20 protein-coding genes are annotated in these 25,424 nt (G+C 44.6%); 19 read left to right on the top strand and 1 reads right to left on the bottom strand.

Annotated elements, in window-relative coordinates:
• The first annotated feature begins 146 nt into the window (after window positions 1–146).
• From ACQRBN_RS13085 to ACQRBN_RS13095, 3 genes are all read left to right on the top strand, one after another.
• On the top strand, window positions 147–2,315 hold the full coding sequence (locus ACQRBN_RS13085; protein ID WP_427739450.1) for a glycoside hydrolase family 3 N-terminal domain-containing protein: 2,169 nt from the start codon (window positions 147–149) through the stop codon (window positions 2,313–2,315).
• A gap of 198 nt (window positions 2,316–2,513) precedes the next feature.
• On the top strand, window positions 2,514–3,986 hold the full coding sequence (locus ACQRBN_RS13090; protein ID WP_427739452.1) for an MFS transporter: 1,473 nt from the start codon (window positions 2,514–2,516) through the stop codon (window positions 3,984–3,986).
• A gap of 110 nt (window positions 3,987–4,096) precedes the next feature.
• The gene (locus ACQRBN_RS13095) at window positions 4,097–5,587 is read left to right on the top strand and encodes a family 43 glycosylhydrolase (protein WP_427739454.1); all 1,491 of its coding nucleotides are present in this window, start codon (window positions 4,097–4,099) and stop codon (window positions 5,585–5,587) included.
• A 434-nt stretch (window positions 5,588–6,021) separates the two neighbouring features.
• Here the strand turns inward: ACQRBN_RS13095 and ACQRBN_RS13100 are convergent, their stop codons facing one another.
• Window positions 6,022–7,161: an AraC family transcriptional regulator gene (locus tag ACQRBN_RS13100; RefSeq protein WP_427739455.1), complete on the bottom strand. Its 1,140-nt coding sequence runs from the start codon at window positions 7,159–7,161 to the stop codon at window positions 6,022–6,024.
• 212 nt (window positions 7,162–7,373) lie between these two features.
• Between ACQRBN_RS13100 and ACQRBN_RS13105 the strand changes: the two genes are divergently transcribed.
• From ACQRBN_RS13105 to rhaD, 16 genes are all read left to right on the top strand, one after another.
• A complete protein-coding gene (locus ACQRBN_RS13105; RefSeq protein ID WP_427739457.1) occupies window positions 7,374–9,083 on the top strand; it encodes a glycoside hydrolase family 3 protein in 1,710 nt (569 codons plus the stop codon).
• Window positions 9,084–9,105: 22 nt separating this feature from the next.
• Window positions 9,106–11,841, top strand: coding sequence for a family 78 glycoside hydrolase catalytic domain (locus tag ACQRBN_RS13110; RefSeq protein ID WP_427739458.1), 2,736 nt, complete (start codon window positions 9,106–9,108; stop codon window positions 11,839–11,841).
• 14 nt (window positions 11,842–11,855) lie between these two features.
• Window positions 11,856–14,150 (top strand): glycoside hydrolase family 65 protein, encoded by a 2,295-nt coding sequence (locus ACQRBN_RS13115; RefSeq protein WP_427739459.1) that lies wholly within the window; start codon window positions 11,856–11,858, stop codon window positions 14,148–14,150.
• Window positions 14,151–14,161: 11 nt separating this feature from the next.
• Complete coding sequence (locus ACQRBN_RS13120; RefSeq protein WP_427739460.1) at window positions 14,162–14,533, top strand: hypothetical protein; 372 nt, start codon at window positions 14,162–14,164, stop codon at window positions 14,531–14,533.
• The gene (locus ACQRBN_RS13125; RefSeq protein ID WP_427739461.1) at window positions 14,493–16,151 is read left to right on the top strand and encodes a hypothetical protein; all 1,659 of its coding nucleotides are present in this window, start codon (window positions 14,493–14,495) and stop codon (window positions 16,149–16,151) included. Before ACQRBN_RS13120 ends, ACQRBN_RS13125 begins: the two co-directional genes overlap by 41 nt.
• Before the next feature lie 74 nt (window positions 16,152–16,225).
• The gene (locus ACQRBN_RS13130; RefSeq protein WP_427739462.1) at window positions 16,226–17,080 is read left to right on the top strand and encodes an MBL fold metallo-hydrolase; all 855 of its coding nucleotides are present in this window, start codon (window positions 16,226–16,228) and stop codon (window positions 17,078–17,080) included.
• Between the two features lie 57 nt (window positions 17,081–17,137).
• The gene (pgmB, locus tag ACQRBN_RS13135; protein ID WP_427739463.1) at window positions 17,138–17,770 is read left to right on the top strand and encodes a beta-phosphoglucomutase; all 633 of its coding nucleotides are present in this window, start codon (window positions 17,138–17,140) and stop codon (window positions 17,768–17,770) included.
• Between the two features lie 68 nt (window positions 17,771–17,838).
• Window positions 17,839–18,372, top strand: coding sequence for a family 43 glycosylhydrolase (locus tag ACQRBN_RS13140; protein ID WP_427739464.1), 534 nt, complete (start codon window positions 17,839–17,841; stop codon window positions 18,370–18,372).
• Window positions 18,369–18,491, top strand: a complete 123-nt coding sequence (locus tag ACQRBN_RS13145) for a hypothetical protein (protein ID WP_427739465.1) — start codon at window positions 18,369–18,371, stop codon at window positions 18,489–18,491. Before ACQRBN_RS13140 ends, ACQRBN_RS13145 begins: the two co-directional genes overlap by 4 nt.
• Window positions 18,492–18,506: 15 nt before the next feature.
• Complete coding sequence (locus ACQRBN_RS13150; protein WP_427739466.1) at window positions 18,507–18,950, top strand: hypothetical protein; 444 nt, start codon at window positions 18,507–18,509, stop codon at window positions 18,948–18,950.
• A gap of 27 nt (window positions 18,951–18,977) precedes the next feature.
• A complete protein-coding gene (locus ACQRBN_RS13155; protein WP_427739467.1) occupies window positions 18,978–19,745 on the top strand; it encodes a threonine/serine ThrE exporter family protein in 768 nt (255 codons plus the stop codon).
• Window positions 19,739–20,221, top strand: coding sequence for a threonine/serine exporter family protein (locus tag ACQRBN_RS13160; protein WP_427739468.1), 483 nt, complete (start codon window positions 19,739–19,741; stop codon window positions 20,219–20,221). The genes ACQRBN_RS13155 and ACQRBN_RS13160 overlap by 7 nt, the downstream gene beginning before the upstream one ends.
• A gap of 117 nt (window positions 20,222–20,338) precedes the next feature.
• Complete coding sequence (locus ACQRBN_RS13165) at window positions 20,339–21,322, top strand: AraC family transcriptional regulator (RefSeq protein WP_427739469.1); 984 nt, start codon at window positions 20,339–20,341, stop codon at window positions 21,320–21,322.
• Window positions 21,323–21,583: 261 nt separating this feature from the next.
• Complete coding sequence (gene rhaB, locus ACQRBN_RS13170) at window positions 21,584–22,990, top strand: rhamnulokinase (protein ID WP_427739470.1); 1,407 nt, start codon at window positions 21,584–21,586, stop codon at window positions 22,988–22,990.
• A gap of 36 nt (window positions 22,991–23,026) precedes the next feature.
• Window positions 23,027–24,289: an L-rhamnose isomerase gene (locus ACQRBN_RS13175; protein WP_427739472.1), complete on the top strand. Its 1,263-nt coding sequence runs from the start codon at window positions 23,027–23,029 to the stop codon at window positions 24,287–24,289.
• Window positions 24,290–24,428: 139 nt separating this feature from the next.
• Window positions 24,429–25,259 carry a rhamnulose-1-phosphate aldolase gene (rhaD, locus tag ACQRBN_RS13180; protein WP_427739473.1) on the top strand — a complete coding sequence of 277 codons (831 nt, stop codon included), beginning with the start codon at window positions 24,429–24,431 and terminating at the stop codon, window positions 25,257–25,259.
• Window positions 25,260–25,424: the final 165 nt, after the last annotated feature.

Genomic DNA, 25,424 nt, shown 5'->3' on the forward strand with positions numbered 1-25,424 from the left:
GGGAAAATAAGTGTTAAACAGGATGAAAAAATGTCGGATTTTTGAAATGATAGTACATATTCTTAGGCGCCACAATGAGTTAAAATGAATACTATAGTGTGTGACAACGGATAATGATAGAAAATATTGATTCATTAGGAGGCAACATGAAGAAAAATTATGAAAAGCAGATCAAAGAACTTCGGGAGAAGATGACGTTAGAAGAGAAGATCGGGCAGTTACAGCAGTGTGGTCCATCCTTAGTCGGAGCGTTCGAGGTTAGTTTTGAAGAACTGCTGAATATGATGTTTGACGGCAGAATCTCTCAGGAGGAGTTTGAGAGGTTGATGGGAACTGCTGAGCAGGATTTCCATGAAGAGGACTTAAGAGCAGGAAGAATCGGTTCCTACAATGGAATTGGAGATGCAGGGACGGCGAATCGTCTGCAGAAGATAGCAGTGGAAGAGACGCGGCTTGGGATTCCGCTTCTTTTTGGATATGATGTCATTCATGGATTTCGGACCGTGACGCCGATTCCACTGGCAGAAAGTTGTGCATGGGAGCCTGGACTTTGGGAGAAGACGGCAAGAATCGCAGCAAAAGAAGCGACTGCTGCCGGTGTACATATGACATTTGCCCCGATGGTAGATGTGGCGAAGGATGCAAGATGGGGACGTGTCAGTGAAGGAGCGGGCGAGGATGTGCTGCTGAACAGTGTTTATGGTGTCTCGAAAGTAAAAGGATTCCAGGGAGATGATCTGTCGAAAGAAGATGCCATGGCAGCGTGCCTGAAGCATTTTGCGGCATATGGTGCCGGGGAAGCGGGAAGAGATTATAACCGGGTGGATATGTCCATGCAAAGACTATGGGAAGAATATCTGCCGCCATATAAAGCCTGCATTGATGCCGGGGTAAGAGCAATCATGCCTGCATTTAACGATATAAATGGAATCCCATGTACCGTGAATTCCTGGTTGCTTCGTGATATCCTGCGCGGAAAATGGGGATTCGATGGGCTGGTAGTCAGTGATTCGAACGCCATTGCTGAGTGTGTGAACCACGGAATTGCAGAAGATAAGAGAGATGCATCCAGACAGGCAATTCTTGCCGGAATGGATATGGATATGTCTTCTAATTCCTATATCGAATGTCTGAAAGAACTGGTAGAAAACGGAGAAGTGGAAGAAAGTGTATTGGATGAGGCTGTGGATGACGTCCTTCGGATCAAGTTTGAACTGGGTCTATTTGACCGGCCATATCGGACGAATGAGGAGAGAGAACAGCAGACAATGCTAAAAGAAGAGTACCGTGCGATTGCGCTGGAAGCCGCAGAGAAGTCTATCGTTCTGTTAAAGAATGAGGAGAATCTTCTGCCTTTAAAATCTGATGCAAAGGTGGGAATCTTTGGCGCACTGGCAGCGGATAAGGGACAGATGACCGGCGCATGGGCGATCGGAGCCAATCCGGATGATTGTGTCAGTATTGTAGAAGCATTGAAAGCGAGGGGAATTTCCTATCAATATAGTACAGATGGCTCGAATCTGCTGGAAATTGCTTCAGAATCGGATATTCTGGTGGCGGTGATTGGTGAGAGGAAGGAAGAAAGCGGAGAAGCGGCAAGCCGGGCGGATATTACTCTACATTCGGAAGATCTGGCGCTTGTCAGAAACTTACAGGCAACGAGTAAGCCTGTGGTAGCTGTCTTATTGAACGGAAGACCACTTGCTATCCCGGAACTTGACCAGATGGCGTCTGCTATCATAGAAGCATGGCATCTTGGGATAGAAGCAGGGAATGCGATTTTGAATGTACTGTATGGTGATGTGAATCCTTCAGGCAAGCTTACGACTACGTTCCCAGCAACAGTTGGTCAGTGTCCGATGTATTATGCGCATATGAACACCGGAAGACCTGGCGGAAAGTCCAAGTTTACATCCAAGTATCTGGATGCTCCGGTGGACCCATTGTATCCATTTGGTTATGGATTATCCTATACGACTTATGCATATGAAGATCTGAAATTTGAAAAAGACGAAGACGGAGTTCATGTGATTGTAACGGTTCGCAATACTGGGGAAAGAGCCGGAGAGGAAATCGTACAGTGCTACACACAGATGCCATATGCGAAGCGTGTACGCCCGGTACGGGAATTAAAATCCTTTACGAAGATTGCATTGGAGCCAGGCGAGGCGAAGCAGGTAGAGTTAAAGATTACAAATGACAATCTTGAGTATTATGACTGGGAGATGAACAGGATTCCTTATGAAGGAAAACTGAAAGTATACGTAGGCGGCAATGTACAAGATACGATTGTCGAAGAGTTAGCCCTCTCTTAGATAGATGCAAAAAGAACGTTTTGCAGGAAGATCGCAAGACGTTCTTTTCGCGTTGTCAATGGCAGGTTCTGCAGGCATTTTCCTATGCAGAGACAGCGTTAAAAAATGTCGGATTTACAGAATGATATAACATGGCTTGTTGGAACACCCAAAGATAAAATTAGTATATAAACTAAAGAGCCAAAAAGGAGAGAGAGAATGGCAAAACAACCAACAAACCAAACGGCTAAAAAGGGCAAACTCAGCAATGCATTTGTATGGTTCCATGCAACTTCTGTTAATGGTACTGCAATGGCGATTGCTGCAACGATTGCTACTTACTTTTCCCTGTACGTACAGGAAGAGATCGGCATTACTGCCGCTCAATTATCAATCATTCTGTTGATCTGTTCTTTATGGGATGCGATCAATGATCCATTAATGGGCGTTATCTGTGATTCTTATAATCCAAGATGGGGACGTTATCGTACCTGGTTTTTATTTACCCCTATCTTCCTGCTTGTGGATATGTTCCTGCTGTTTAGCAATCCGGGATTCATTCAGGGAAGTCCTATGGCAAAATGCGTCTATGTCTGCATTACGTATATGGTATATGGTATGTGTGTAACGGCGTATACCATGCCTCAGATGGCGATCCTGCCGGCAATGACACTGGACGATCAGGAACGTAACGATGTCGTTGCGAAAGGCGCTGCTGTATGTGCACTGGCATTTACAGTTGCTTCTACCTTCTCTACACAGTTGGTGCAGATTTTCGGAAGTTATCGTAATATTATGTGTTTCTACGCAGTATTTGCATGTGTTTTTTTCTGGGGATTGTATAAGACATCCGAAGAGCGTTATGTGGCTCCAAAAGATGAGAACGGGGGCTTGAAACAGTTGATCTATGTATTCCGTCATAAGGAGATCTGGCCGGTTATGCTCTGCTGGTGTCTGGCGGCTATTTCCTACGGATTCATGTTTACATCTTCCGTATATTATGCACAGTATATCCTGGCACCTGGAAGAATTGATATGGCGAAACTGGCAACATTAGATGAGGCTGCAGCTGGCAAATTGATTGGTGGAACCATCGGCGGAACCATCTCCACTTACATGGGCTTCATCTCTGTTGGAGCGTTGATCTCTATGATGGTATTAATGCCAATTTTGCTGAAGAAATTAAAGACCGGATATAAGGCAATCATTGTTTCTCAGTTATTGACCATTATCTGTTATGTTGTTCTGTTCTTTACTGGAAAACTGAACTTTATGTACTGCTGTATCCTGTCATTTGTTGCGACAGCAGTAGGAGCGATGGTAAATGCTCTGGTGAATGTACTTGTAAATGATACGATTGATTTTATTATGTTGAAAGAAGGCAAACAGTTGAATGGAATTGTGTCTTCTGTAAAGGGATTCGCACAGAAATGTGGTAATACAGTTGTTAACTCAGGTATGCTGGCAGTACTGGCAATCTGCGGATTCGACGCTCAGCTTGGACCATTAGGACAGTCTGAGATGGCACTTACAGGTACAAACCTGGTACGTTTTATGATACCTGCAATTGTGTCTGCTTTAATCTTGGTCATTATGGTATTCTATCCATTGAAGAAGTACTTCCCGGCAATTGCTGAGATGAAAGCAAAGATGAAGGCAGAGCATGATATGGCGGAGACAGTAGAAGAATAAGATATAGTTTGAGTGGTGAAAGGGGAAGTTAGGGGTAACTTCTCCTTTTCACGTCTCTGTATACTTATCGGAGAAATTATAGGAGCAATGATTATGATAGGAGTAGGTGTATGAAGACAAAAACATTAGGTTTGAACCCATATCTTCCGTCATGGGAATTTGTGCCGGATGGAGAACCGCATGTATTTGATGGAAGGGTGTATATATTTGGAAGCCATGACAGCAGGAATGGTGTGTCGTTCTGTGAAGGAGACTATGTAGTATGGAGCGCGCCTGTAGATGATCTTGGGAATTGGAGATGCGAAGGTATTAGTTATAGAAAGGATCAGGACCCGCTGAATGGGGCTGATTACGACGGGGTGCTTCCGAAGATCGACATGCCGTTTTGCACTCCGGAGAATCCACATCTGTTATATGCACCGGATATAGCAAAGGGACCGGACGGCAGATATTATTTGTATTATTCGCTAGATTTTACCAATGTGATTTCTGTGGCTGTAAGCGATACTCCGGCAGGTCCTTACGAATTCCTGGATTATGTAAGGAATGCAGATGGAGAAATCCCGGATGTGGGAAGATGGTTTGATCCGGCAATTCTCAGTGAAGAAAGCGGTAATTACTTATATTACGGATTTGCGCCGGTATTCCGTTTCCCAGGGATGGAAGGTGTCATCTTCCCTGGATCTATGATGGTGAGACTTGCCGATGACATGCATACCATCATTAGTGATCCGGTATGTGTGGCAAATGGTCCGGATACTGCGAAAGGAACGGCATATGAAGCTCACCCGTTCTTCGAGGCATCCAGCATACGAAAGATTGGTGACTGGTACTATTTCGTATATTCCAGTCTGCAAGGGAACGAACTGTGCTATGGTATGGCAAAAACGCCTGAGGGACCGTTTGAATATAAAGGAGTTATTGTATCTAACGGAGATTTGGGATATCGAGGAAATGAACTTGCAGTGAACTATACCGGAAACAATCATGGCGGACTTGTGGAGATTGGGGAAGAGACTTACATCTTCTGGCATCGTCAGACTCACGGCACCGGATTCTCCAGACAAGGATGCGCAGATAAAGTTCATATCGCAGAGGATGGTACGATCGCACAGATTGAGATTACAAGCTGCGGCTTGAATGGTGGACCGCTTCCTGCAAAGAATACCTATCAGTCTTATATCGCATGCCACCTTACCGAAAAAGACCGCACAAAAGTCGGACATGTAGTAGAACCTGGACCAGGTGAGACCGTTCCGACACTTCCGCCGGAAATGCCATATATTACAGAAGAGGAGAATCCGGATTACGAAAAGGGATTAAAGCCTTTCATCGCCAATCTTCAGGAAGGCGCAGTAGCTGAATTCAAGTATCTCGCATTTGACGGAGATGAGAAGAATATTACTTTGGAACTTCGTGGAACAGGCACCGTTCAGGCGCTGCTGGATAGACCAGACGGAGAACAGATTGCAGTTGTAAACTGCGATTCCGATACATGGATCAAAGTAACAGGAAAACTAACAAAAGTAGAAGAAACACATGCATTATACATAAAAGTAACAGACGGCGAGGTAGACTTTGCGTCTTTTACAATTGCATAATAAAAAAATTAGAACCAAAAGTTCGTAAGGAAAGATGCAAAAAGAGTATTGAATTGTACAAAACAATACCAAAAGAAACATGTTACCACTCCAATAATCTCTCATTACGCCTCACGCCGGAATCCTACTCGTTGAGAAAGACCGCCCATTAGAAACGTCAGGTGTGTGGAGGAATCGAAGGCTGGCAACCGTAGGACAAGCACTAGAATATGTTACAGAGCAAGAGACAGAAATACCGTACGAAACTTTGACCACAAGTCAAAGTTGAGAGGACTGCTGAAAGCAATCATCATCAAGATGATTGATTGAATCAGTCCGGTTACGATATTTCTGTCTCTTGCTCTGTTACATATTCTTAGCGCAGGACTCCGGCTGCCAGCCTTCGATTTCTCCACACGCCGTACACTCTAAAAACCTTCTTCCCAACCAAATTCCTACCAATTCCCCTCCTTAATCTCCTCAAACGGCATAAACAATTCCTCCTGCGTCTGATGTTTCTTCCGGTATTCCTGCGGAGACATCTTATGTGTCGCCCGAAATACCCGTGAAAAATGATCCGCCGAATTATACCCGATACATTCTGCAATCTCACTAATCTTCATCTGCGTATTCGTCAGATAAGACACAGCATCTGCCATCCGCAGCTGCTTCACCAGCGTTGTAAAACTGCATCCCGTATTTTGCTTGATCAGTGTGCTAAGATGCGGTTCGCTGTAGTGGAAGAATTCTGCAAGTGAAGCCAGTGTTAATGACTGATAGTTGTGCTGGATATACTGCAGGATCAGCGAAAAGTCCGTGCCCATCTGATAGTTGTAGAACTGGATCGTCTTACTGTAATCCCGGATCAGATGGGAGAAGAACAGATGAATCCAACTGATACAATTATTATTACTGAACGCATCTCGTTTGTAACACTCAGACATCGCATTTCTTATGATATTCTTCAGCCAGACCACATCCTCCGAATAAAACATCAGATAGTTTGAATGCGAATCCCCTTGCAGAATGGTTCTAAAAAAGTAGGACAGCAGATTCTTCTGTGACATGAGCGAAAAAAATGTCGTATTGAAGGTGCTTTTTCGTATCATGATGCAGAAAACAGTGGATTCATCATCAATCGTCAGGTCATGTCTGGAATGCGGAGCAATGATGCACAATTCTCCTGTCTTCAGGGTGCGTTTCTCGTTTTCAAAGACAAATGTACACTGTCCCGAGGCAACAAAATCAATCTCAAAATAATTATGAATATGCGGAGCCGGACGGGTATATCTGGGATGGCGTATTACGAATACATCTCTGGTCTGAGGGATGATTACAGACTCATCGACCTTGGAAGTTATGGAAGTATTCGGGGTCAGAGCCAGAACGAAGGAATCCATCACCTTGTCAAATTCTTCATCCGACATGGAACCATACATCTTATTGGCAGGCAGCCCTGGCAGCGGTTTGTCGGATAATAACCCTTTGTAATAGAGGTAGTCCGTCATCTCCGGAAACTGCATCCGGCTTCCGGTTCTCTGATAATATTCTTTCAAATGGTATTGAAAATCACCGTAGGTTATGTAGTATGGCATAATTACTCCTTTATCAATCATGAATAAAATACAGGTTCCTTTGATTTATCGGAAGTATAGCAGAAGAAAAAGAGACCCGCAAGGACGTTTGGGGAACATCTGAAAATATGTCGGGTAATCAGAAAGAATCTACATGGTATTTGCATGGGAATTTCCCTAAACTGGGAGTAACAATTACGGGTATTCCGATAAGACAACAGGAGGAAAAAGAAATGGTAGATTTGAAAGCGAATCCGTTTTTCCTGGATGAAGAAAAGGAAAATTGGGTTCATGAGACGTTGGCATCTATGAGTACAGAAGAAAAGATTGGTCAGATGTTCTGTCCGATTGGCGGCAATATTGAAGAAGGATTCTTGAAAGAGTTCGTGGAGGAGTTTCAGCCGGGGGCTATGCTGTATCGTCCGATGCCGGCGTCAGATGTACAGAAGACCCATAGATTCTTGCAGGAGAATTCAAAGGTGCCGATGCTGTTCGGAGCGAACCTGGAGTCCGGAGGAAATGGAATCTGTGCTGACGGAACCTATTTTGCAAGACCGATGGGAGTTGCGGCAACAGATCATCCGGTAAATGCATTCCGTCTGGGCGCTGTTGCAGGAAAGGAAGCTGCAGCCGTTGGATGTAACTGGGCATTCTCTCCAATCTGTGACCTGGATATGAATTACAGGAATCCGATTACGAATGTGCGTACCTTTGGTTCGGATCAGGACAGGGTCATTCGTTTTGTAAAAGAACAGTTAAAGGGACTGAAAGAGTATGGAGTTGCTGCAGCTGTGAAGCATTTCCCGGGAGATGGCGTGGATGAAAGGGACCAGCATCTGGCAGTGACCGTGAATAGCTTGTCTGTGGAGGAATATGACAAGACTTACGGAGCAATCTGGCAGGAGGTAGTAGATGCAGGAACGTTGTCTATCATGGTCGGACACATCATGCAGCCGGCATATAGCAAATATTTCAACTCGGAACTGAAAGACGAAGAGATCCTTCCGGCTACCTTATCCAAAGAGATTCTGCAGGGACTTCTTCGTGGGAAATTAGGATACAACGGAATGATCGTGACGGATGCAACTCCTATGATCGGATTCAATACGCCGATGAAGCGTTCAGAGGCAATCCCAACAGCGCTTGCATCCGGCTGTGACATGATCCTGTTCAATAAGGATATCCGTGAAGATTATCAGTTCGTCCGTGATGCATTAGCAGATGGACGCTTGACGATGGAAAGAGTCGATGAAGCGGTGACAAGAATTCTGGCTATGAAAGCAGCCATGGGACTTCCTGAAAAAAAGGCAGAAGGCAAACTTGTACCGGGAGAAGAAGCATTAGCAGATGTTTCCTGCAAGGAGCATAAAGAATGGGCAAGAGAGTGTGCCGATGAGAGCGTTACTCTTGTAAAAGATACGCAGAACCTGCTTCCAATCTCACCTGAGAAATATAAGAAGATCCGTCTGTATCTTCTGGAGGACCGGATCGGCGGAGGCTTCAAGGACGGTGAAGGCGCCATTGATAAGGTGAAGGCAAAACTGGAAAAAGAAGGATTTGAAGTGACACTTTTTGATTATACCAAACCAGACTTCTACGAGATGTTTGAAGGCGGAGTGGAAGATATTAAGAGCAAATTCGATCTTGCTGTCTATGTTGCATGTATCGATACGGCAAGTAACCAGTCTGTAAGAAGAATTGACTGGGTACACCTGATGGCAGCAGATGCACCGTGGTTTATCAATGATGTGCCGGCAATGTTTATCTCTATTGCCAATCCTTATCATCTGGTGGATGCGCCGATGTTGAAGACCTTCATCAATGCGTACACACCAAGTGAAGAAGTGGTTGACCAGGTAGTTGAGAAAATCATGGGAAGATCTGAATTCAAAGGAGTGAATCCGGTAGACCCATTCTGCAATATCTGGGGTGCAAAGTTCTAACGATAAGCAGGAGGAAGAAGAAATGAAGATTACAGGTATGCAGACAAACCATCTGACCAATCCGCTGGGATATGAGATTCAGACACCAAGAGTATCCTTTCAAGTGACGGACACCGAAGCAAAAAAGGCAGACGGTATCCGCATTCAGGTGGCTTTGGATGCTGATTTTGAAGAAATCATATATGATACGCAGAACTCATCAGACCTTTCGATGATTGGCACGGATCTTGATCTGGAATTAAAGCCTCGTACCAGATATTACTGGAAGGCAGAAGTATGGGGAGACAACGGAGATTATGCATGCAGTGATACCGCATGGTTTGAGACAGCCAAGATGGAAGAGCCGTGGGAAGGCAGATGGATTGGAAGTAACAGGCTTAAAGATACCAATCCGATGTTGGTGAAGGAATTTACGACAGAAAAAAGTTATCCAAACAGCAGGATCTATGTAACAGGGCTTGGATTGTATGAATTATATCTGGACGGTGAACGTGTGGGCAATGAATATCTGACACCAGGATGTACGGATTATAACCAGTGGATTCAGTACCAGACTTATGAAGTGGAAGTAAAGAGTGGACAGCACAAACTGGAAGTCTTTCTTGCAGATGGATGGTATAAGGGAAGATTCGGACTGGACCATGCGGTGAATAATTATGGTGACCAGCACAAGATGATCCTGGAACTGGTGATGCAGGACGCAAAGGGGAATGAAGACAGAATCGTCTCGGATGAGTCCTGGGAAGCGGCAGCAGGAGATGTGGTATTCAGCAATATTTATGACGGAGAAACTTTCGTCCCGACTTCGAATCAGTCTGCACGCTATCCGGCAGAAATCTTAGAAGGACCTACTGAGCGTCTGATGGCAAGATACGGACAACCGGTGGTGATCAAAGAAGAAGTGAAACCGATTGAGATGATTCACACGCCTGCAGGCGAGACAGTCATCGATATGGGACAGAATATGGCTGGTTTCCTGCGCTTCTATGTGGATGAGCCAAAGGGAACGAAGATACATATGCAGTTTGGAGAAGTGCTGCAGGAGGGGAATTTTTACCGGGATAACTTGCGTACGGCCAAGGCAGAATTCACCTATATCTCAGATGGAATCGCAAAGTATGTACAGCCGCATTTTACTTATTATGGCTTCCGTTATGTTAAGGTGGAAGGCTTTACGAAAGAACCTGCACTGGATCAGTTTACCGGATGTGTACTTTACAGTGATCTGGATCAGACAGGCTGGATCTCTACCAATCATGAGAAGGTAAACCAACTGATTCAGAATGCTATGTGGGGACAGAAGTGTAATTATGTGGATGTTCCGACAGACTGTCCGCAGAGAGATGAGAGGATGGGATGGACGGCAGATACCCAGGTATTCTCAGGCACGGCATGTTTTAACATGGACAGTTATAATTTCCTGCGCAAATTCAGCCATGATCTGTATGAGACCCAGATGGAATACGGGCATGTGACCTCTGTTGTTCCTGCATTCCATGAGAATGGGCCAACCTGCTCCGTATGGGGCGACGCGGCGACCATCGTGCCATGGAATCTATATCTGTATTATGGAGATGCTACGATTCTGAAAGAGCAGTTTGAGAGTATGAGGCAGTGGGTGGACTACATCAAAGGAATTGATGAGGCAACCGGCGGAAGAAGGTTCTGGGATGTGGGATTCCATTTTGGAGACTGGCTGGCCCTGGACGGAGAAGGCGATGACGGATTCAAAGGGGCAACGGAAGACGGATATATAGCAACTGCATACTACTACAATTCAGCAAACATTGTAGCAAAGGCAGCAAAGATTCTTGGAAAAGAAGAAGAGGCGGCATACTATAGCACGCTTGCTCAGGAGATTAAGGCAGCTCTCCAGGCAGAATATTTTACCGCAAACGGGCGTCTTGCACTGACGACACAGACTGCTTATGCGGTAGCTCTTTCTATGGATTTTGCGCCGGAAGGCAGCAAGGAGCGTATCGCCGAATTCCTGAAAGAGAAATTAAAGGTGAATAAGGGATATCTGAAGACGGGATTCGTAGGAACCTATCTTCTGAATAAAGTCTTGTCTGATTACGGCAATAATGAACTTGCATACAAACTCCTTCTGAATGAAGAATGTCCGAGTTGGCTGTATGCGGTGAATATGGGAGCGACAACCATCTGGGAACGCTGGAATTCGATCCTGCCGGACGGAAAGATCAGTGGCACGGAGATGAATTCTCTGAATCATTATTCTTATGGCAGTGTTGTAGAGTGGATGTACCGCAACATGGCAGGTCTTCATGTAGAAGAAGAACATCCTGGATTTACACACGTTACGATTGCACCGCAGCCGGATTACCGCATTACGTCCTGTGATATGAAGTACCGGTCCATTGCCGGAACCTATGAGATCAGCTGGCAGGTGGAGAAAAGCGGAGAGTTCCATCTGAAAGTAACCGTTCCATTTGGCGCGGGGGCGAAGATCGTTCTGCCAAATACCAGTCAGGAGCCAAAAGAAGTAGCAGCCGGAACTTATGAGTATTCTTATATACCGGAAGTACCGATTATCAAGGTCTATTCTTCCAAGTCACCATTCAGTGAATTATTAGAAGATCCGGAGGCATTGACTGTAGTGGAAAGTTTTATCCCAGGTTGGCAGGCAGTACCGGCAGGAATGCGGGATATGACGGTGGAGATGCTGAGTGAGACTCCGTTTGTAAGTCTGACACCGGAACAGATGGAAGCATTTAATACACATTTGAAAAATTGTTAGGGAGGAACATATTCATGGGAATGGATTATAGCAGAATTGAGGACTGGATACTTAGGGAAGATTCTTTTGATCCGGAAAAACTGGGGAAATGCGAGGCTGTCATGAGTCTTGGAAATGGCTATCTGGGACTTCGCAGTGCGACAGAAGAGCGTTATCTGAATGAGACCAGAGGACTCTTTGTGGCCGGAACATTTAATAAATTCGATGAAAATGAAGTGACCGAACTTCCCAATGCGGCAGATATGACTGCCATGAGCCTTACGATTAACGGGGAAAAATTCTCTCTGACAGAAGGAACAACCGAGGATTACACGAGAGAACTGAATATCCGTACCGGAGAGTTAAAAAGAAGCATGCTATGGACTTCTCCGAAAGGAACAAAGGTGAGACTTGCCTTTTATAGAATCGTTTCTCTGAAGCGGCTGCATGTGATTGCACAGCGTGTAGAGATTACGGCTGTGGATAGCGATGTAAAAGTGGAGTTGAAAAGCGGTATCAACGGAAAGATGACCAATACAGGAAGTCAGCATTTTTCTGATGGTGATAAACGTTTTTATGACAAACGAATCATTCAGTTCGTACAGACAACGGGACAGTCGAAGATTGATTTTGTAGATACCACGGTACATAAGTTGGAACTGGAAGGAAACGTGCTTCCACTGGAGGCAGAAGTCTATATCGAGAAACGTGAGATCTTCGCAGGATATACTGTGGAAGCAGAGGCAGGACAGACACTTGTGATTGAGAAATATTCCAGTGTATATACGAGCAGAGATCTGGACGTGGAAGGAAAGACGGTTGCACAGTTACAGGAACTGGCACTTGAGACCAGCAAAGAACTGGAATCTCTTGGATATGAGGCATTAAGGGAGGAATCTGCAAGGCAGTGGGAAGAAGAGGTGTGGAATCTGGCGCCGATTCAGATTGAAGGCAATGGAATGGACAATTTCGCAGTTCATTTTGCACAGTATCATTTGCGCTTGATGGTACCTGCACATGACGCGCGTATGAATATCGGAGCCAAAGGATTATCCGGAGAGGGATACAAGGGACATACTTTCTGGGATACGGAAGTGTTCCTGCTTCCTTACTACATCTTCACGGATCCAAAGACAGCAAGAAAACTGGAAGAATATCGTTATCTTTCCTTGCCTGGAGCACATGCGAAGGCAGAACACAACAATTACAAAGGCGCCATGTTCCCTTGGGAGTCTGCATGGCTGGATGACGGAGAGGTTACACCGGAATATATGGATGTGGATATTCTGACAGGTAAGCCCAATAAGGTGTGGTCAGGATTTATTGAGCAGCATATTACTTCGGATGTGGCATTTGGCGTATGGCAGTACAGCGTTATTACCGGCGATGAAGACTATATGGAGAGATACGGTTATGAATTGATTATGGATACGGCAATCTTCTGGGCATCCCGTCTGGAACAGGGCGGGGACGGCAAACTTCACATCAATGATGTGGTAGGACCGGACGAATACCGCGAGCATGTCAATGACAATGCATTTACGAATTATATGGCACACTGGAACATGCAAAAAGCGATGGAATACTATCATCTGCTGAAAGAAGAAAAGCCAGAGATCTATGAAAGACTGAATGGGAAACTTCATCTGGATGAGGCTTACGGCGCATGGAAAGAGGCTTGCGAGAAATTGTATCTTCCGACACCGACAGAAGAAAATGTACTTCCACAGGATGACCGCTACTTAAGCTGTCGTGATATTGACTTAAGTAAATACAAGGCACAGGAACACGTAGGTGGCATTACCCGGGATTATAATCTGGAGCAGATTAACCAGATTCAGGTATCGAAGCAGGCAGACGTGCTGGTACTGTTCTTCCTGTTGGAAGATATCTTCCCACAGGAAGTAAAGAAAGCCTCCTGGGAGCACTATGAGGCACGTACCCTTCACGATTCTTCCTTATCATTGTCTACGCATTCGGTACTGGCTTGTGATATGGGTGAGAAGGCTATGGCGTATGATCGGTTCCGTAAGGCGGCCACGATTGACTTAGGACCATTCATGGGATCTTCCAATGCAGGAATCCATGCGGCATCCTTCGGCGGTGTGTGGGAATGTGTCGTCTATGGGTTCGGCGGTGTGCGTATGTTAGGCGGTAACTTAAGAATTAATCCATCACTTCCGGATGAGTGGACGAAACTTTCTTATACCATTATCTGGAAAGGCCAGAAACTTGCGGTAGAAGTAACGAAGGGCACTGTCAGCGTGAAGAATCTGACCGGTACAAAGCAGGTTGAATTAGAAGTGAACGGAGAAAAATGCGTGCTATAAAGGAGGAAAATATGAGTTATTCAGGACTTGTATTTGAAGATAGCCAGAAACTTGTGGAGCAGGAGTACAGCCTGCTCCATGAAGCGAATGTGGCAACACTTTTGACAACGGGCAACGGCTATATGGGTGTGAGAGCAAGCCTTGAGGAATACGGAAGCCTTGGCATCCAGGGATTCTGGATCCGGGGCGTGATGGACGAGGTTGTAGAAGTGCGGATTACCATGTGCGACAACATGTACATGAAGAAATATTATGTAGAAGAAGACAGGCTTAAGAAGTTCGAGAAACAGGAACGTGCTATTAATCTTCTGGACTTTCTACTGGTGAGGTTCGAGATCGGTGGTGAGACTTTCTATCCGTGGGAAGGAAAGGTGCTGTCATGATGTCTGCGAGGATGGAATCGCAGCACAAAAGATTATCTTCGAGGCAGAGCAAGGAAACATCTATACATTGGAAAAATTGATTGCAACTATTACAAGCAGAGATACAGACCGGGAATTGGACGAATGCATAGCGGAATATCTCTGTGCATATCAGGACAGTTCTTATCAGAAAGAATATGAAAAACATCGCAGGGTTTATCAGGAACTGTTTGCAAAACTGGAGATTCAGATCGAAGGAGATGATATTGCAGACCGTGCCATCCGGTTCTCTAACTATCATACTTTGATTTCCCTTGAAAGAAATGATTATGTACATAGTTTCTCAGCCAAGGGACTGACCGGAGAGATGTATAACAATTTTGTCTGGTGGGATGCAGAGATCTTCCAGGCTCCGGTGTTTCAGCAGACCATGCCGGAGTATAGCCGGAATCCGCTGATGTTCCGTTATTCTCATTTGAAAGAGGCGAGAGAAATGGCGGTAAAAGAAGGCTGCCGGGGGGCCAGATATCCATTTACCACAGGCGTCACCGGAGAAGAGACCATCTGGACCGATGTGCGGCATCCATTTATGCAGATTCACTGCGTGTCGGATGTAGGATTATCCATCCTTAATTATTTGACTGCCACGGGAGATCATGCATTCGTGAAAGAATATGGAATGGAGATGCTGCTTGAGATCTGCCGTTACTGGGTGTCACGAGTGACATGGAAGGAAGAGAAGAAGCGTTATGAGATCCTTCAAGTTACCGGAACGGATGAGCATCATCCCTACGTGGATAACAATGCATATACCAATTACAGTGTATACCGTGTACTGAAGGCTACATGCAGTCTTCTGGATGAGTATGGCAGCGGGCTGGATGAATTGAAAAAGAAGATTGGATTCAAGGTGGGGGAGAGTGCCGAGTTCGAGCACGTCGCCGAATATATTTATCTTCCGTTGGATGAAGATACGGGCATGATCCCGCAGTTTGACGGTTATTTTGATCTGTCAAGAGAACTGGAAGTACAGGGTGGAAGCAAGAGTGGTTATACCCAGATGAAGCAGGCAGGATTATATAACAAAAGTCAGGTGATTAAGCAGCCGGATGTACTGATGCTTTTTGCTTATCAGAATCTGGATATGCCGAAGACAATCTACCGCAGGAATCTGGACTATTATCAGGGACGGTGTGAAGCGGCATCTTCTTTATCTTACTGTGTTCATTCCATCTGTTATGCAGATATGGATATGCCGGAGAGTACTTATGGCTATCTGATGGAGACGGCAGAGATGGATCTAAAGAACAAGCATGGCGGCACGCAGGATGGCATCCATTCCGGATGTGCGGCAGGTGCCTGGATGGCGGTGGTAAGAGGCGTTGCCGGGATGAAGATGACGCCGGATAAGGTGGTATGCACACCGCATTATATTCCGTGGTGGAAACGGGTGACCTTCCACTGTGTATGGCATGATCAGGGATACCGGGTGATTCTGGATTATCAGGGAATGCAGGTAATTGCAGATGCAAAAAATATAGGGGAACTTGTGCTTGGAATCTATGAGAAAGACTTTGTATTAAAAGCGGGAGAGACGGCAGAGTATCTGTTTCCGAGAATCTCTTCCATCTGGAGTTAATATATGCGTCCGGCATCCCGTAATACCTGATTGTAGGAAATTACTATCCTATAGAAATGAAAGAGGTGGAGAGTATGGAACCAACTTTAGAGCAAATCTTTGGCAGTTATACTGCATGGAAAGCAGATGATGCTACATGGTTTATCAATTTTATGAATGGAACGGAGAATATGTATCTGCTGGAAGGAGAGGAGAAGGCCCTTCTGATTGATACCGGATATGGCGTAGGGAACTTAAAAGCCTTCGTTGAGACTTTGACGGATAAACCGGTTATCGTTGCAAATACACATTTTCATCCGGATCATGCGGCTGGAAATGGTGAATTCGAGGCAGTTTACATGAGTAAGGGCGCTATGTTGGATGAGCCATCCGTTTACGGAGAAGGTGCAGTGCCGTTTGACTTGAATGCTTTGCCACACCCGGATTATGAGAAGATCTTCGTGGAAGAGGGCTTTAGGATAGAACTGGGTGGGCGTACGGTTGAAGTGTTAGATGTGAAACCGGCGCACTGTAATAGCAGTCTGTTCTTCCTTGACCGCGGACACCGGATGTTGTTCTGCGGAGATGAGATGGAGGCAGCACAGGTACTGATGTACGACAATTCGAATAATCCGGAGGCACCGTATGATGTGAAAGAAAGGCTTTTGAACTTTCAATCGAACACACAGAGGATGAAGAATCTGGCAGGGGAGTATGACTATCTGCTCCCCAATCACAATGGATATCCGTTGGCAAAGAGTTATCTGGATGAATATATCGAACTTGTGGATCACATCTTTGACGGAACGGCGAAGATTGAGGATAAACTGAATCATCCGTTTATAGAGATGGATCCAAAAGCACCGGATCTGTGCAGGGTACGTTGGAAACACAGCAGCATTTTTATTAAAAAGGAACTTTTAATGACGGTGTACGGCACTGGGAATTAGCAAACTACACTAGTGTCAGGATACTAGAATAAAACGAGGCTGGAAAGGAAAGAGGACATGAATTATAAAGGCGTGATTTTTGATTTGGATGGAGTTATCTGCTTTACGGATAAGTATCATTACCAGGCATGGAAGAAGATGGCAGATGATATAGGGGTATATTTTGATGAAAAGATTAATAATAGACTTCGTGGAGTGAGTCGTATGGCAAGCCTTGATATCATACTGGAACGCAGCGAGAAGTTATATACGCAGGTAGAGAAAGATATATTAGCGGATCAGAAGAATGAACTCTATAAGAAACTTCTGCATCAGATGACACCAGCGGACTTATCAGATGAAGTAAAAAGTACGATGGATGAACTTAAGAACAGAGGATGCAGGCTTGCGCTTGGCTCATCCAGCAAGAATGCAAAATTAATTCTGGAGAGATTAGGGCTTGGAGAATATTTTGATGCTGTCAGTGACGGAACTAATATTACGCATTCAAAGCCGAACCCGGAAGTGTTCTTAAAAGCAGCGGAATTCCTGGATCTAGATCCAAAAGACTGTCTGGTGGTCGAAGATGCGATTGCCGGAATAGACGCGGCGCTTGCCGGAGGATTCCACAGTGCAGGCATTGGAGAGGCAGCAGTGCATGAAAAAGTAGATTATTCATTACATACATTTGCAGATTTACTGTCTATATAGGAGATGAATTGGGGACGGGGGATTTTTCATTTTCCCTCGTCCGCAATTCGAAAAAAGAGGAGGAGAATATGAAAGTAACCGATATAAATATCAGAGATCCCTATGTGTTGTATACCAAGGGGAAATATTATCTCTATGGAACCAGAAGTGAGACATGCTGGGGACCGGCAGATGGTTTCGACTGTTATATTAGTGAGGATTTTGAAGATTGGGATGGTCCGGTTGAGATTTTCCAAAGACCAGAGGGATTTTTTGCCGACCGTTTCTATTGGGCACCGGAATGTTATGAATATGAAGGTGCTTACTATCTGTTGACAACGTTAGGAAGTGAGACGATCAAGAAGGGAATATACGTGTTAAAGTCTGACAGACCGGAAGGACCTTTTGAGATATATAGTGAAGAACTGACACCGCAAGAGTGGACAAGCATTGATGGGACTCTGTATTTGATGGAGAAGACGGAAGATTGTATATGCTATGGTCCAGTTGGAGTAAGTGTGGATATGCAATTGGAACTGCGGTATCAGATTCCGGGCAGATCGAAGGTCCATGGAGGCAATTGCCAGAGCCTGTATTTCCCGAAAATGGCGGTCATGGGATGATGTTTTATACAGATAACGGAGAGATGAAATATACGTTACATTTCCCGAATGATAAGTATCAGGAGAGACCGATTTTCAAGAATCTGGCAATCAAAGATGGAACAGTTGTAATGTTATAGAAAGAGGGTAAAACTATGTTTAGAAGAGAGCAGTTCGGTATTGTGTTTAATACGGTTTTTTCGATTGTATTTAGCGCGGCGCTTACTTTTTTTGTAAAATTCATGAATGGTCAGTTGACTTTTGAGACATTTTTGATGGGCTTTGTGCCGTCTTTTGCAATTAACTTTGTGCTTGGTTCCTACATACCACTTGTGAAGGTAGGCAATGCATTCGCCGGAATCTTCATAAAAGATGAAAAGAATCCGGTATTCTATTTCCTGCGTATCTTTATGATCGTGCTGATTATGACGGCGGCAATGAGTTTTCTTGTTATGTTTTCGGAGATGGGATTTACGAAAGTCTTACTCGTTGCTTTCATAGCATCTTTTCCGGCTACATTCGTGTTCGCATATATTGTTGGGGTGGTAGTATTTCCATTCTTATTCAAAATGACACAGACTTTGTGTGTGAAAGAGTAAGGTCCTGGCACGATAAAGGAGAAAACTATGAATGATGTGGAATATATTTTGGATTTTGTGGCAGGTCTTGGGAGTCGTATGTTGTATACAGGTGCGAATCTGGAGCGCGTGGATGATACGATGACTCGCATCTGTCTTAGTTACCACCTGGAATCGATCAGTATCTTTTCGCTGAGTAGCACGATTATAGTCAGTGCAAGGTCAGCAGGCGGTGCTTATGGTTCACGCCAGATTACAGTGCCGCCCGCCAGTATCCATCTGGAGAAACTAAACCGGCTGAATTGCTTATCCAGGCGCATATGTGCAGAGAAACCAGAACCGGCAGTATTGGCTGGATTGCTTGAAGAGGCAGAGCAGGTAGAAGAGTATTCTGTGTTGACGGTGATTCTTGGATATCTGGCTGCAATGACTAGTCTATGTGTCATCTTTGGCGGAAATATCCTTGATATTGTGGCAGCGGATTGTATTACGGTTGCGCTTTACTGGATCGTCCGGTGGCTTTCCAGACCGAATCTGAACCATATCGTTGTGAATACACTGTGTATGTGGTTCGCCGGAACGCTTGCCATTGTGCTGGTCAGTCTTGGAATCGGAGAGCATGTCTTCAGTATTATCATTACCAGCAGCATGATGATGATTCCAGGAATTCCACTGGTGAACTCTGTAAGGAATATTCTGTGTGGAAATGAGATGAATGGAATCATTGAATTCTTTAAAGTGATTTTAGAGACGATAGCAATCGTATTGGGGCTGATTCTGAGTATCTATATGTTTGGAGGGCTGATACGATGGTAGAAAATATGAAATTGATCCTCTTTTCTTTCACAGCTTCGGCAGGTTTCGGTATCGTATTTCGGATTGAGAAGAAGAAACTTTTGTGGGCAGGGCTTGGAGGTGCATTGACCCGCTGTGCTTATCTGTTTTTGTTAGAAATTACGGATCAGAGGATTCTCTATACGTTACTGGCAGCAATGTTCGCTGCTCTCTATGCGGAGATCATGGAGATGTATCAGAAGATGCCGTCTACCGTATTCTTATATCCAGCAATTATTCCGCTGATCCCCGGAGATCTGCTCTATAACACGGCAGTTAATCTGATATTACAGGACATTCCGGAGATGTTAAGCAATGCCAGGAATTGCGTGCTGTCACTTGCGGGGATGAGTATTGGGTTCGTTATCATCTCTACATTTACATATTATAGAAGGATTTATTATGTGAGTAAGGACATTGCGTATCACATCATGTATTGGCAGAAGAGAAAGGAATAACTTGCGATTCCTTGATATGTTTTCTGCAAGTCTTGATTTTTGAAGGAGAAAGTTAGTATACTAATCATATTGTGGAATTTAATCAGCCAAAACATGCAAGGGAAGGAATCGTCAGGGATGAATGAACAATTAATCAGAAAGATGCAGGAGATCTCTCCGGAAGAGCAGAGTTATCTGGATGGCGATATGGCTGTTAAAAAGGATATCTATACCAGTAAAAATACGTTAGAAATAGACCGGAACCGGTTTTTAAAAGAAGGCCGTCTGGTTACCGTGCGTCCTCACAGCCGTTTTATAGAATTCCCTGCCCACAGGCATAATTATATAGAAATTATGTATGTGTGCAAAGGAACGATTACGCATTATTTGGATGGAAAAGAAGTTACAATGCAAAAGGGTGATATGCTGCTTTTGAATCAGCATGTGCAGCATGGAGTGCAAAAGGCGGGGTATGATGATATCGGGATTAATTTCATTGCACTTCCGGAGTTCTTTGACATACCGCTTCAGATGCTTAAGGAGAAGAATGTATTGGCGGAATTCTTGGTAGATACGCTTAGGCAGAATAATCCGGTATCTCATTATCTACTGTTTCGACTGGAGGAAGATCCGGCGATTGAGAATCTTATGGAAAATATGATTGCATCGATGATGAATGATGACCGCAATGAAGACGGCATTAATCAATATACTATGGGGATCGTATTTTTGTATCTTTTGAGACATGTAGATTGTCTGACGCAGAATTCTTCCCAAAGTTATAAGGATGTAGTTGTTCAGTCTACACTGAATTATATTGATACCTGGTATAAGACGGCGAATCTGACGAAGATCGCGGAGGATTTCCATCAGTCGTTGTCTGTACTCAGTAAGTTGATTAAGCAGAGTACAGGGTTCACTTTTCAGGAACTCTTGCAGCGGAAGCGATTCCAGAAGGCAGTGATGCTTCTGGTAGAATCAGATCTTTCGGTGGAGGAGATTGTAGCGGCGGTGGGGTATGAGAATCAGAGTTGTTTTTATCGGCAGTTTAAGGCGAGATATGGGATGACACCGAGGAAGTACCGGCTGGAGCATAAGGATGATCAGGAGATTAGGATATAGAAGGTGGAGAGTCAGATGGATTCATCTATGTGTGGACATAGGAATTCATGTGACTCTCTTTTTGGTTCTACAATTGTAAGAAACTGTTGGTGGCAGGTCCTGAATATGTCTATTATTCCTAATGTGGAAAATAAGGACAGTTTTTTAATCAAGTGAGAATCTAAAAATCAAGAACTCCATCTGCTATATTAGAATCACAAGGAAGAAAAAAGACAAGAAGAATGCATGAAAAGCAAAAACCAATAGAAAGGAGCGAATGAGATGCATACATATTATCTTGCGGTAGATATCGGCGCCTCCAGCGGGCGGCATATCCTGGGACATCTGGAGAATGGCAGAATGGTTCTGGAAGAGATCTACCGTTTTGAAAATGGAATGGCGAATCAGGACGGTAAAAAATTATGGGAGGTTGACCGGATATTTACAGAGATTGTAAATGGAATGAAACGCTGCAAAGAATTGAATCAGATACCGGTGAGCATGTCCATAGATACCTGGGCAGTAGACTATGTGCTGTTAGACGAGAAGGATCAGATTCTTGGTGATACCTATGGCTACCGGGACAGCAGAACAACAGGAATGGATGAGAAGGTATATGAACGGATTCCGGAAGCAGACCTCTATCATAAGACAGGGATCCAGAAGCAGATATTTAACACCATCTACCAGTTAATGGCAGTGAAGCAGAGCACGCCAGAACTTCTAGGTAAAGCAAAGACATTCCTTATGCTGCCGGACTATTTCCAGTTCCTGCTGACCGGCAATAAAGTATCGGAATATACCAACGGTACGTCCACACAATTAGTAAGTCCATTGCTGAATCAATGGGATGAGGCTTTGCTTGACCGGCTGGGGTATCCGAAAGAGATGTTTCTGCCGCTGTCATTGCCCGGAACTGTGGTCGGCAATCTGACAGAAGAGATGCAAAAAGAAGTAGGCTATGATCTTACAGTGGTACTTTGTGCCAGCCATGACACGGCTTCTGCGGTTATGGCAATGCCGAAAGAAGAGGGTACGGGCTTATATATCAGTTCCGGTACCTGGTCATTGATGGGAACAGAGGTGGTGGATGCCATCTGTACCGAAGACAGCAGAAAAGCGAACTTTACCAATGAAGGCGGATATGACTATCGTTTCCGTTATCTGAAGAATATCATGGGGCTGTGGATGATCCAGTCAGTCAGACATGAATTAGAAGATGCATATTCTTTTGCAGAACTTTGTGAAATGGCAGAAGCGTGCAAGGAGTTCCCTTCAAGAGTGGATGTAAATGATGATGTATTCCTTGCTCCGGACAGTATGATTCAGGCAATCAAGGATTATTGCGTGGATACAGATCAGCAGGTGCCGGAGTCGGTCGGAGAATTGGCAAGCGTGATCTACCAGAGTCTTGCAGAATGCTATGGCAGGACGGTACGTGAGATAGAGGAGAATACGCATCAGGAATATGATTGTATCCATATCATTGGCGGCGGTTCCAATGCCTCCTATCTGAATCAGTTGACAGCCAATGCGACCAGGAAAAAGGTGCTTGCTGGTCCGGGAGAGGCAACCGCGATTGGAAATATGATGGCACAGATGATTCGGAGCGGAGAACTTCAGAGTCTGTCCGAAGCAAGAAGATGTGTATTAGAATCATTTGATATTAAAGAATACAAGCCTATCTAAAACGGAAGGATTAAAATCAAGAAAAGGAGAATGATTATGGCAACAAGTAAACGTTATGAATCAGCAAAAGAAATCTACGCAAAATTAGGTGTAGATACAGGAGCAGCAATTGAGAAATGTATGACAATTCCGGTATCTCTGCACTGCTGGCAGGGAGATGATGTCATCGGATTCGACCATGACGGTCCTCTGACCGGAGGTATCCAGACAACTGGAGATTATCCGGGACGAGCAAGAACACCGGAAGAACTTCTTGCGGATATGGATAAGGCAATGAGCCTGATGCCGGGGAAGAAAAAAATCAACGTACATGCCTGCTATGCGATCTTCGAGGATGGAGAGTTCGCAGACCGTGATAAACTAGAACCAAAGCATTTCCAGAAATGGGTGGATTTCGCAAAGGAAAGAGGAATGGGACTGGACTTTAACCCGACTTTCTTCTCTCATGATAAGGTAAAAGACGGACTGACATTATCAAGTCCGGATGAAGAGACAAGACGTTTTTGGATTGAACATGGAAAAGCCTGCATTCGTATCTCTTCTTATTTTGCAGAACAGACAGGAGTTCCTTGTGTCATGAATATCTGGACCGGAGATGGATACAAGGATGTCCCGGCAGACCGTATGGGACCAAGAATGCGCTATAAAGCATCCATTGATGAGATTCTGTCTGAGCCATACGATCCAAAGATGGTGAAGCCTTGCGTAGAATCCAAGGTATTTGGGATTGGTGTAGAGGCATATACGGTAGGATCTGCGGAGTTCTCCCTGAGTTATGCAGCAGCGAATATCGATAAATGCCTGCCACTGATGGATAACGGTCACTATCATCCGACAGAGATGGTATCGGATAAGATTCCGGCACTTCTTACCTTTTTCCCGGAGATTGCGTTGCATGTAACCCGTCCGATTCGTTGGGATTCTGACCATGTAGTATTGCTGGATGATGAGACAAAAGAGATTGCAAAAGAGATCGTTCGCTGTGAAGGTGGTATTGAGCGTACCTATATTGCACTGGATTACTTTGATGCATCCATCAATCGTATCTCTGCCTGGGTAACCGGATTCAGAAGTTTCCAGAAAGCGCTCCTTAGCGCGTTGTGTACACCGAATGAGATGCTGAAAGAACTGCAGGATACCAACCAGATGTCGAAAAAGATGGTATTGATGGAGGAATGTAAGACACTTCCATTCGGAGATGTATGGGAAGAATACTGCAGCAGATGTGGCGTGGCAGCAGAAGGATGGTTTGAAGATGTTGTGAAATATGAGGAAGAAGTGCTGAGTCAGAGGAATTAGTATATAATATACTGATATTCTGATAATATACTTATTCGAATATTCTGCAAGACAATTTCTGCGAAAAGGCAGATGAGCATGAGCAGATGGGTATGAAATGATTGAGGATAAAAATAGATAAGACGAGGAGATATAAGTTATGAGTAATATATTAGATGCAAAATTTGTACAGGGATTTATCCGTATGTGTAATGATGGATGGGAACAGGGATGGCATGAGAGAAATGGCGGCAACCTGTCTTATCGTATGAAGGCAGAAGAAGTAGAAGAAATCAGAAGTTTCTTAAGTTTTGATGGCGAGTGGAAACCAATCGGAACATCCGTACCGGATCTTGCCGGAGAGTTCTTCATGGTAACAGGAAGTGGGAAATATTTCCGCAACGTTATCTTAGATCCGGAGGACAGTATCTGTGTAATCGAACTGGATGAAAAGGGCGAGAATTACAGAATCTGCTGGGGCTTGGTAAATGGCGGCAGGCCGACCAGTGAACTTCCAAGCCACCTGATGAATCATGAGGTGAAGAAGGCAGCATCTGGCGGAGCACATCGTGTCATCTATCATGCACATACCACCAATGTAATCGCGCTTACTTTCGTGCTGCCTTTGAAGGACGAAGTATTTACAAGAGAACTGTGGGAGATGGCTACCGAGTGTCCGGTTGTATTCCCGTCAGGAGTTGGTGTTGTGGGCTGGATGGTACCGGGAGGTCGTGATATCGCAGTTGCAACCAGTGAACTGATGAAGAAATATGACGTAGCAATCTGGGCACATCATGGAATGTTCTGCTCCGGCGAGGACTTTGATCTGACATTTGGCCTGATGCATACGGTAGAGAAGTCTGCAGAGATTCTGGTGAAGATGCTGTCTATGCGTTCGGACAAACTGCAGACGATCACACCACAGAATTTCCGCGATCTGGCAGTGGATTTCAAGGTGACATTGCCTGAGGAATTCTTATATGAAAAATAGCATAGATCGAAAGATACTTGTGTAGAAGACCTGAAAGAGTTGTTCCGCAAGTTGATGTAAATGATAGTAAAGAGTCTATATCTGGCAATTATAAATTGTGCTGGATATAGACTCTTTTTATAATGCGCGAAACAAAGAATTGAATTTTGTCTTGCTTCTTAGGTC

Origin of the sequence: Bariatricus sp. SGI.154 (assembly GCF_050313795.1) — a bacterium.
Lineage (GTDB): Bacteria > Bacillota > Clostridia > Lachnospirales > Lachnospiraceae > CAMBRQ01.

Bases quoted from the DNA above. Each gene is read 5' to 3' on its own strand.
- ACQRBN_RS13105 (WP_427739457.1), top strand. From the start codon at position 7,374: ATGGTAGATTTGAAAGCGAATCCGTTTTTCCTGGATGAAGAAAAGGAA.
- rhaD (WP_427739473.1), top strand. From the start codon at position 24,429: ATGAGTAATATATTAGATGCAAAATTTGTACAGGGATTTATCCGTATG.
- ACQRBN_RS13130 (WP_427739462.1), top strand. From the start codon at position 16,226: ATGGAACCAACTTTAGAGCAAATCTTTGGCAGTTATACTGCATGGAAA.
- ACQRBN_RS13165 (WP_427739469.1), top strand. From the start codon at position 20,339: ATGAATGAACAATTAATCAGAAAGATGCAGGAGATCTCTCCGGAAGAG.
- ACQRBN_RS13115 (WP_427739459.1), top strand. From the start codon at position 11,856: ATGGGAATGGATTATAGCAGAATTGAGGACTGGATACTTAGGGAAGAT.
- ACQRBN_RS13085 (WP_427739450.1), top strand. From the start codon at position 147: ATGAAGAAAAATTATGAAAAGCAGATCAAAGAACTTCGGGAGAAGATG.
- ACQRBN_RS13140 (WP_427739464.1), top strand. From the start codon at position 17,839: ATGAAAGTAACCGATATAAATATCAGAGATCCCTATGTGTTGTATACC.
- ACQRBN_RS13145 (WP_427739465.1), top strand. From the start codon at position 18,369: ATGATGTTTTATACAGATAACGGAGAGATGAAATATACGTTACATTTC.
- ACQRBN_RS13175 (WP_427739472.1), top strand. From the start codon at position 23,027: ATGGCAACAAGTAAACGTTATGAATCAGCAAAAGAAATCTACGCAAAA.
- rhaB (WP_427739470.1), top strand. From the start codon at position 21,584: ATGCATACATATTATCTTGCGGTAGATATCGGCGCCTCCAGCGGGCGG.
- ACQRBN_RS13150 (WP_427739466.1), top strand. From the start codon at position 18,507: ATGTTTAGAAGAGAGCAGTTCGGTATTGTGTTTAATACGGTTTTTTCG.
- pgmB (WP_427739463.1), top strand. From the start codon at position 17,138: ATGAATTATAAAGGCGTGATTTTTGATTTGGATGGAGTTATCTGCTTT.
- ACQRBN_RS13090 (WP_427739452.1), top strand. From the start codon at position 2,514: ATGGCAAAACAACCAACAAACCAAACGGCTAAAAAGGGCAAACTCAGC.
- ACQRBN_RS13155 (WP_427739467.1), top strand. From the start codon at position 18,978: ATGAATGATGTGGAATATATTTTGGATTTTGTGGCAGGTCTTGGGAGT.
- ACQRBN_RS13100 (WP_427739455.1), bottom strand. From the start codon at position 7,161: ATGCCATACTACATAACCTACGGTGATTTTCAATACCATTTGAAAGAA.
- ACQRBN_RS13110 (WP_427739458.1), top strand. From the start codon at position 9,106: ATGAAGATTACAGGTATGCAGACAAACCATCTGACCAATCCGCTGGGA.
- ACQRBN_RS13095 (WP_427739454.1), top strand. From the start codon at position 4,097: ATGAAGACAAAAACATTAGGTTTGAACCCATATCTTCCGTCATGGGAA.
- ACQRBN_RS13120 (WP_427739460.1), top strand. From the start codon at position 14,162: ATGAGTTATTCAGGACTTGTATTTGAAGATAGCCAGAAACTTGTGGAG.
- ACQRBN_RS13160 (WP_427739468.1), top strand. From the start codon at position 19,739: ATGGTAGAAAATATGAAATTGATCCTCTTTTCTTTCACAGCTTCGGCA.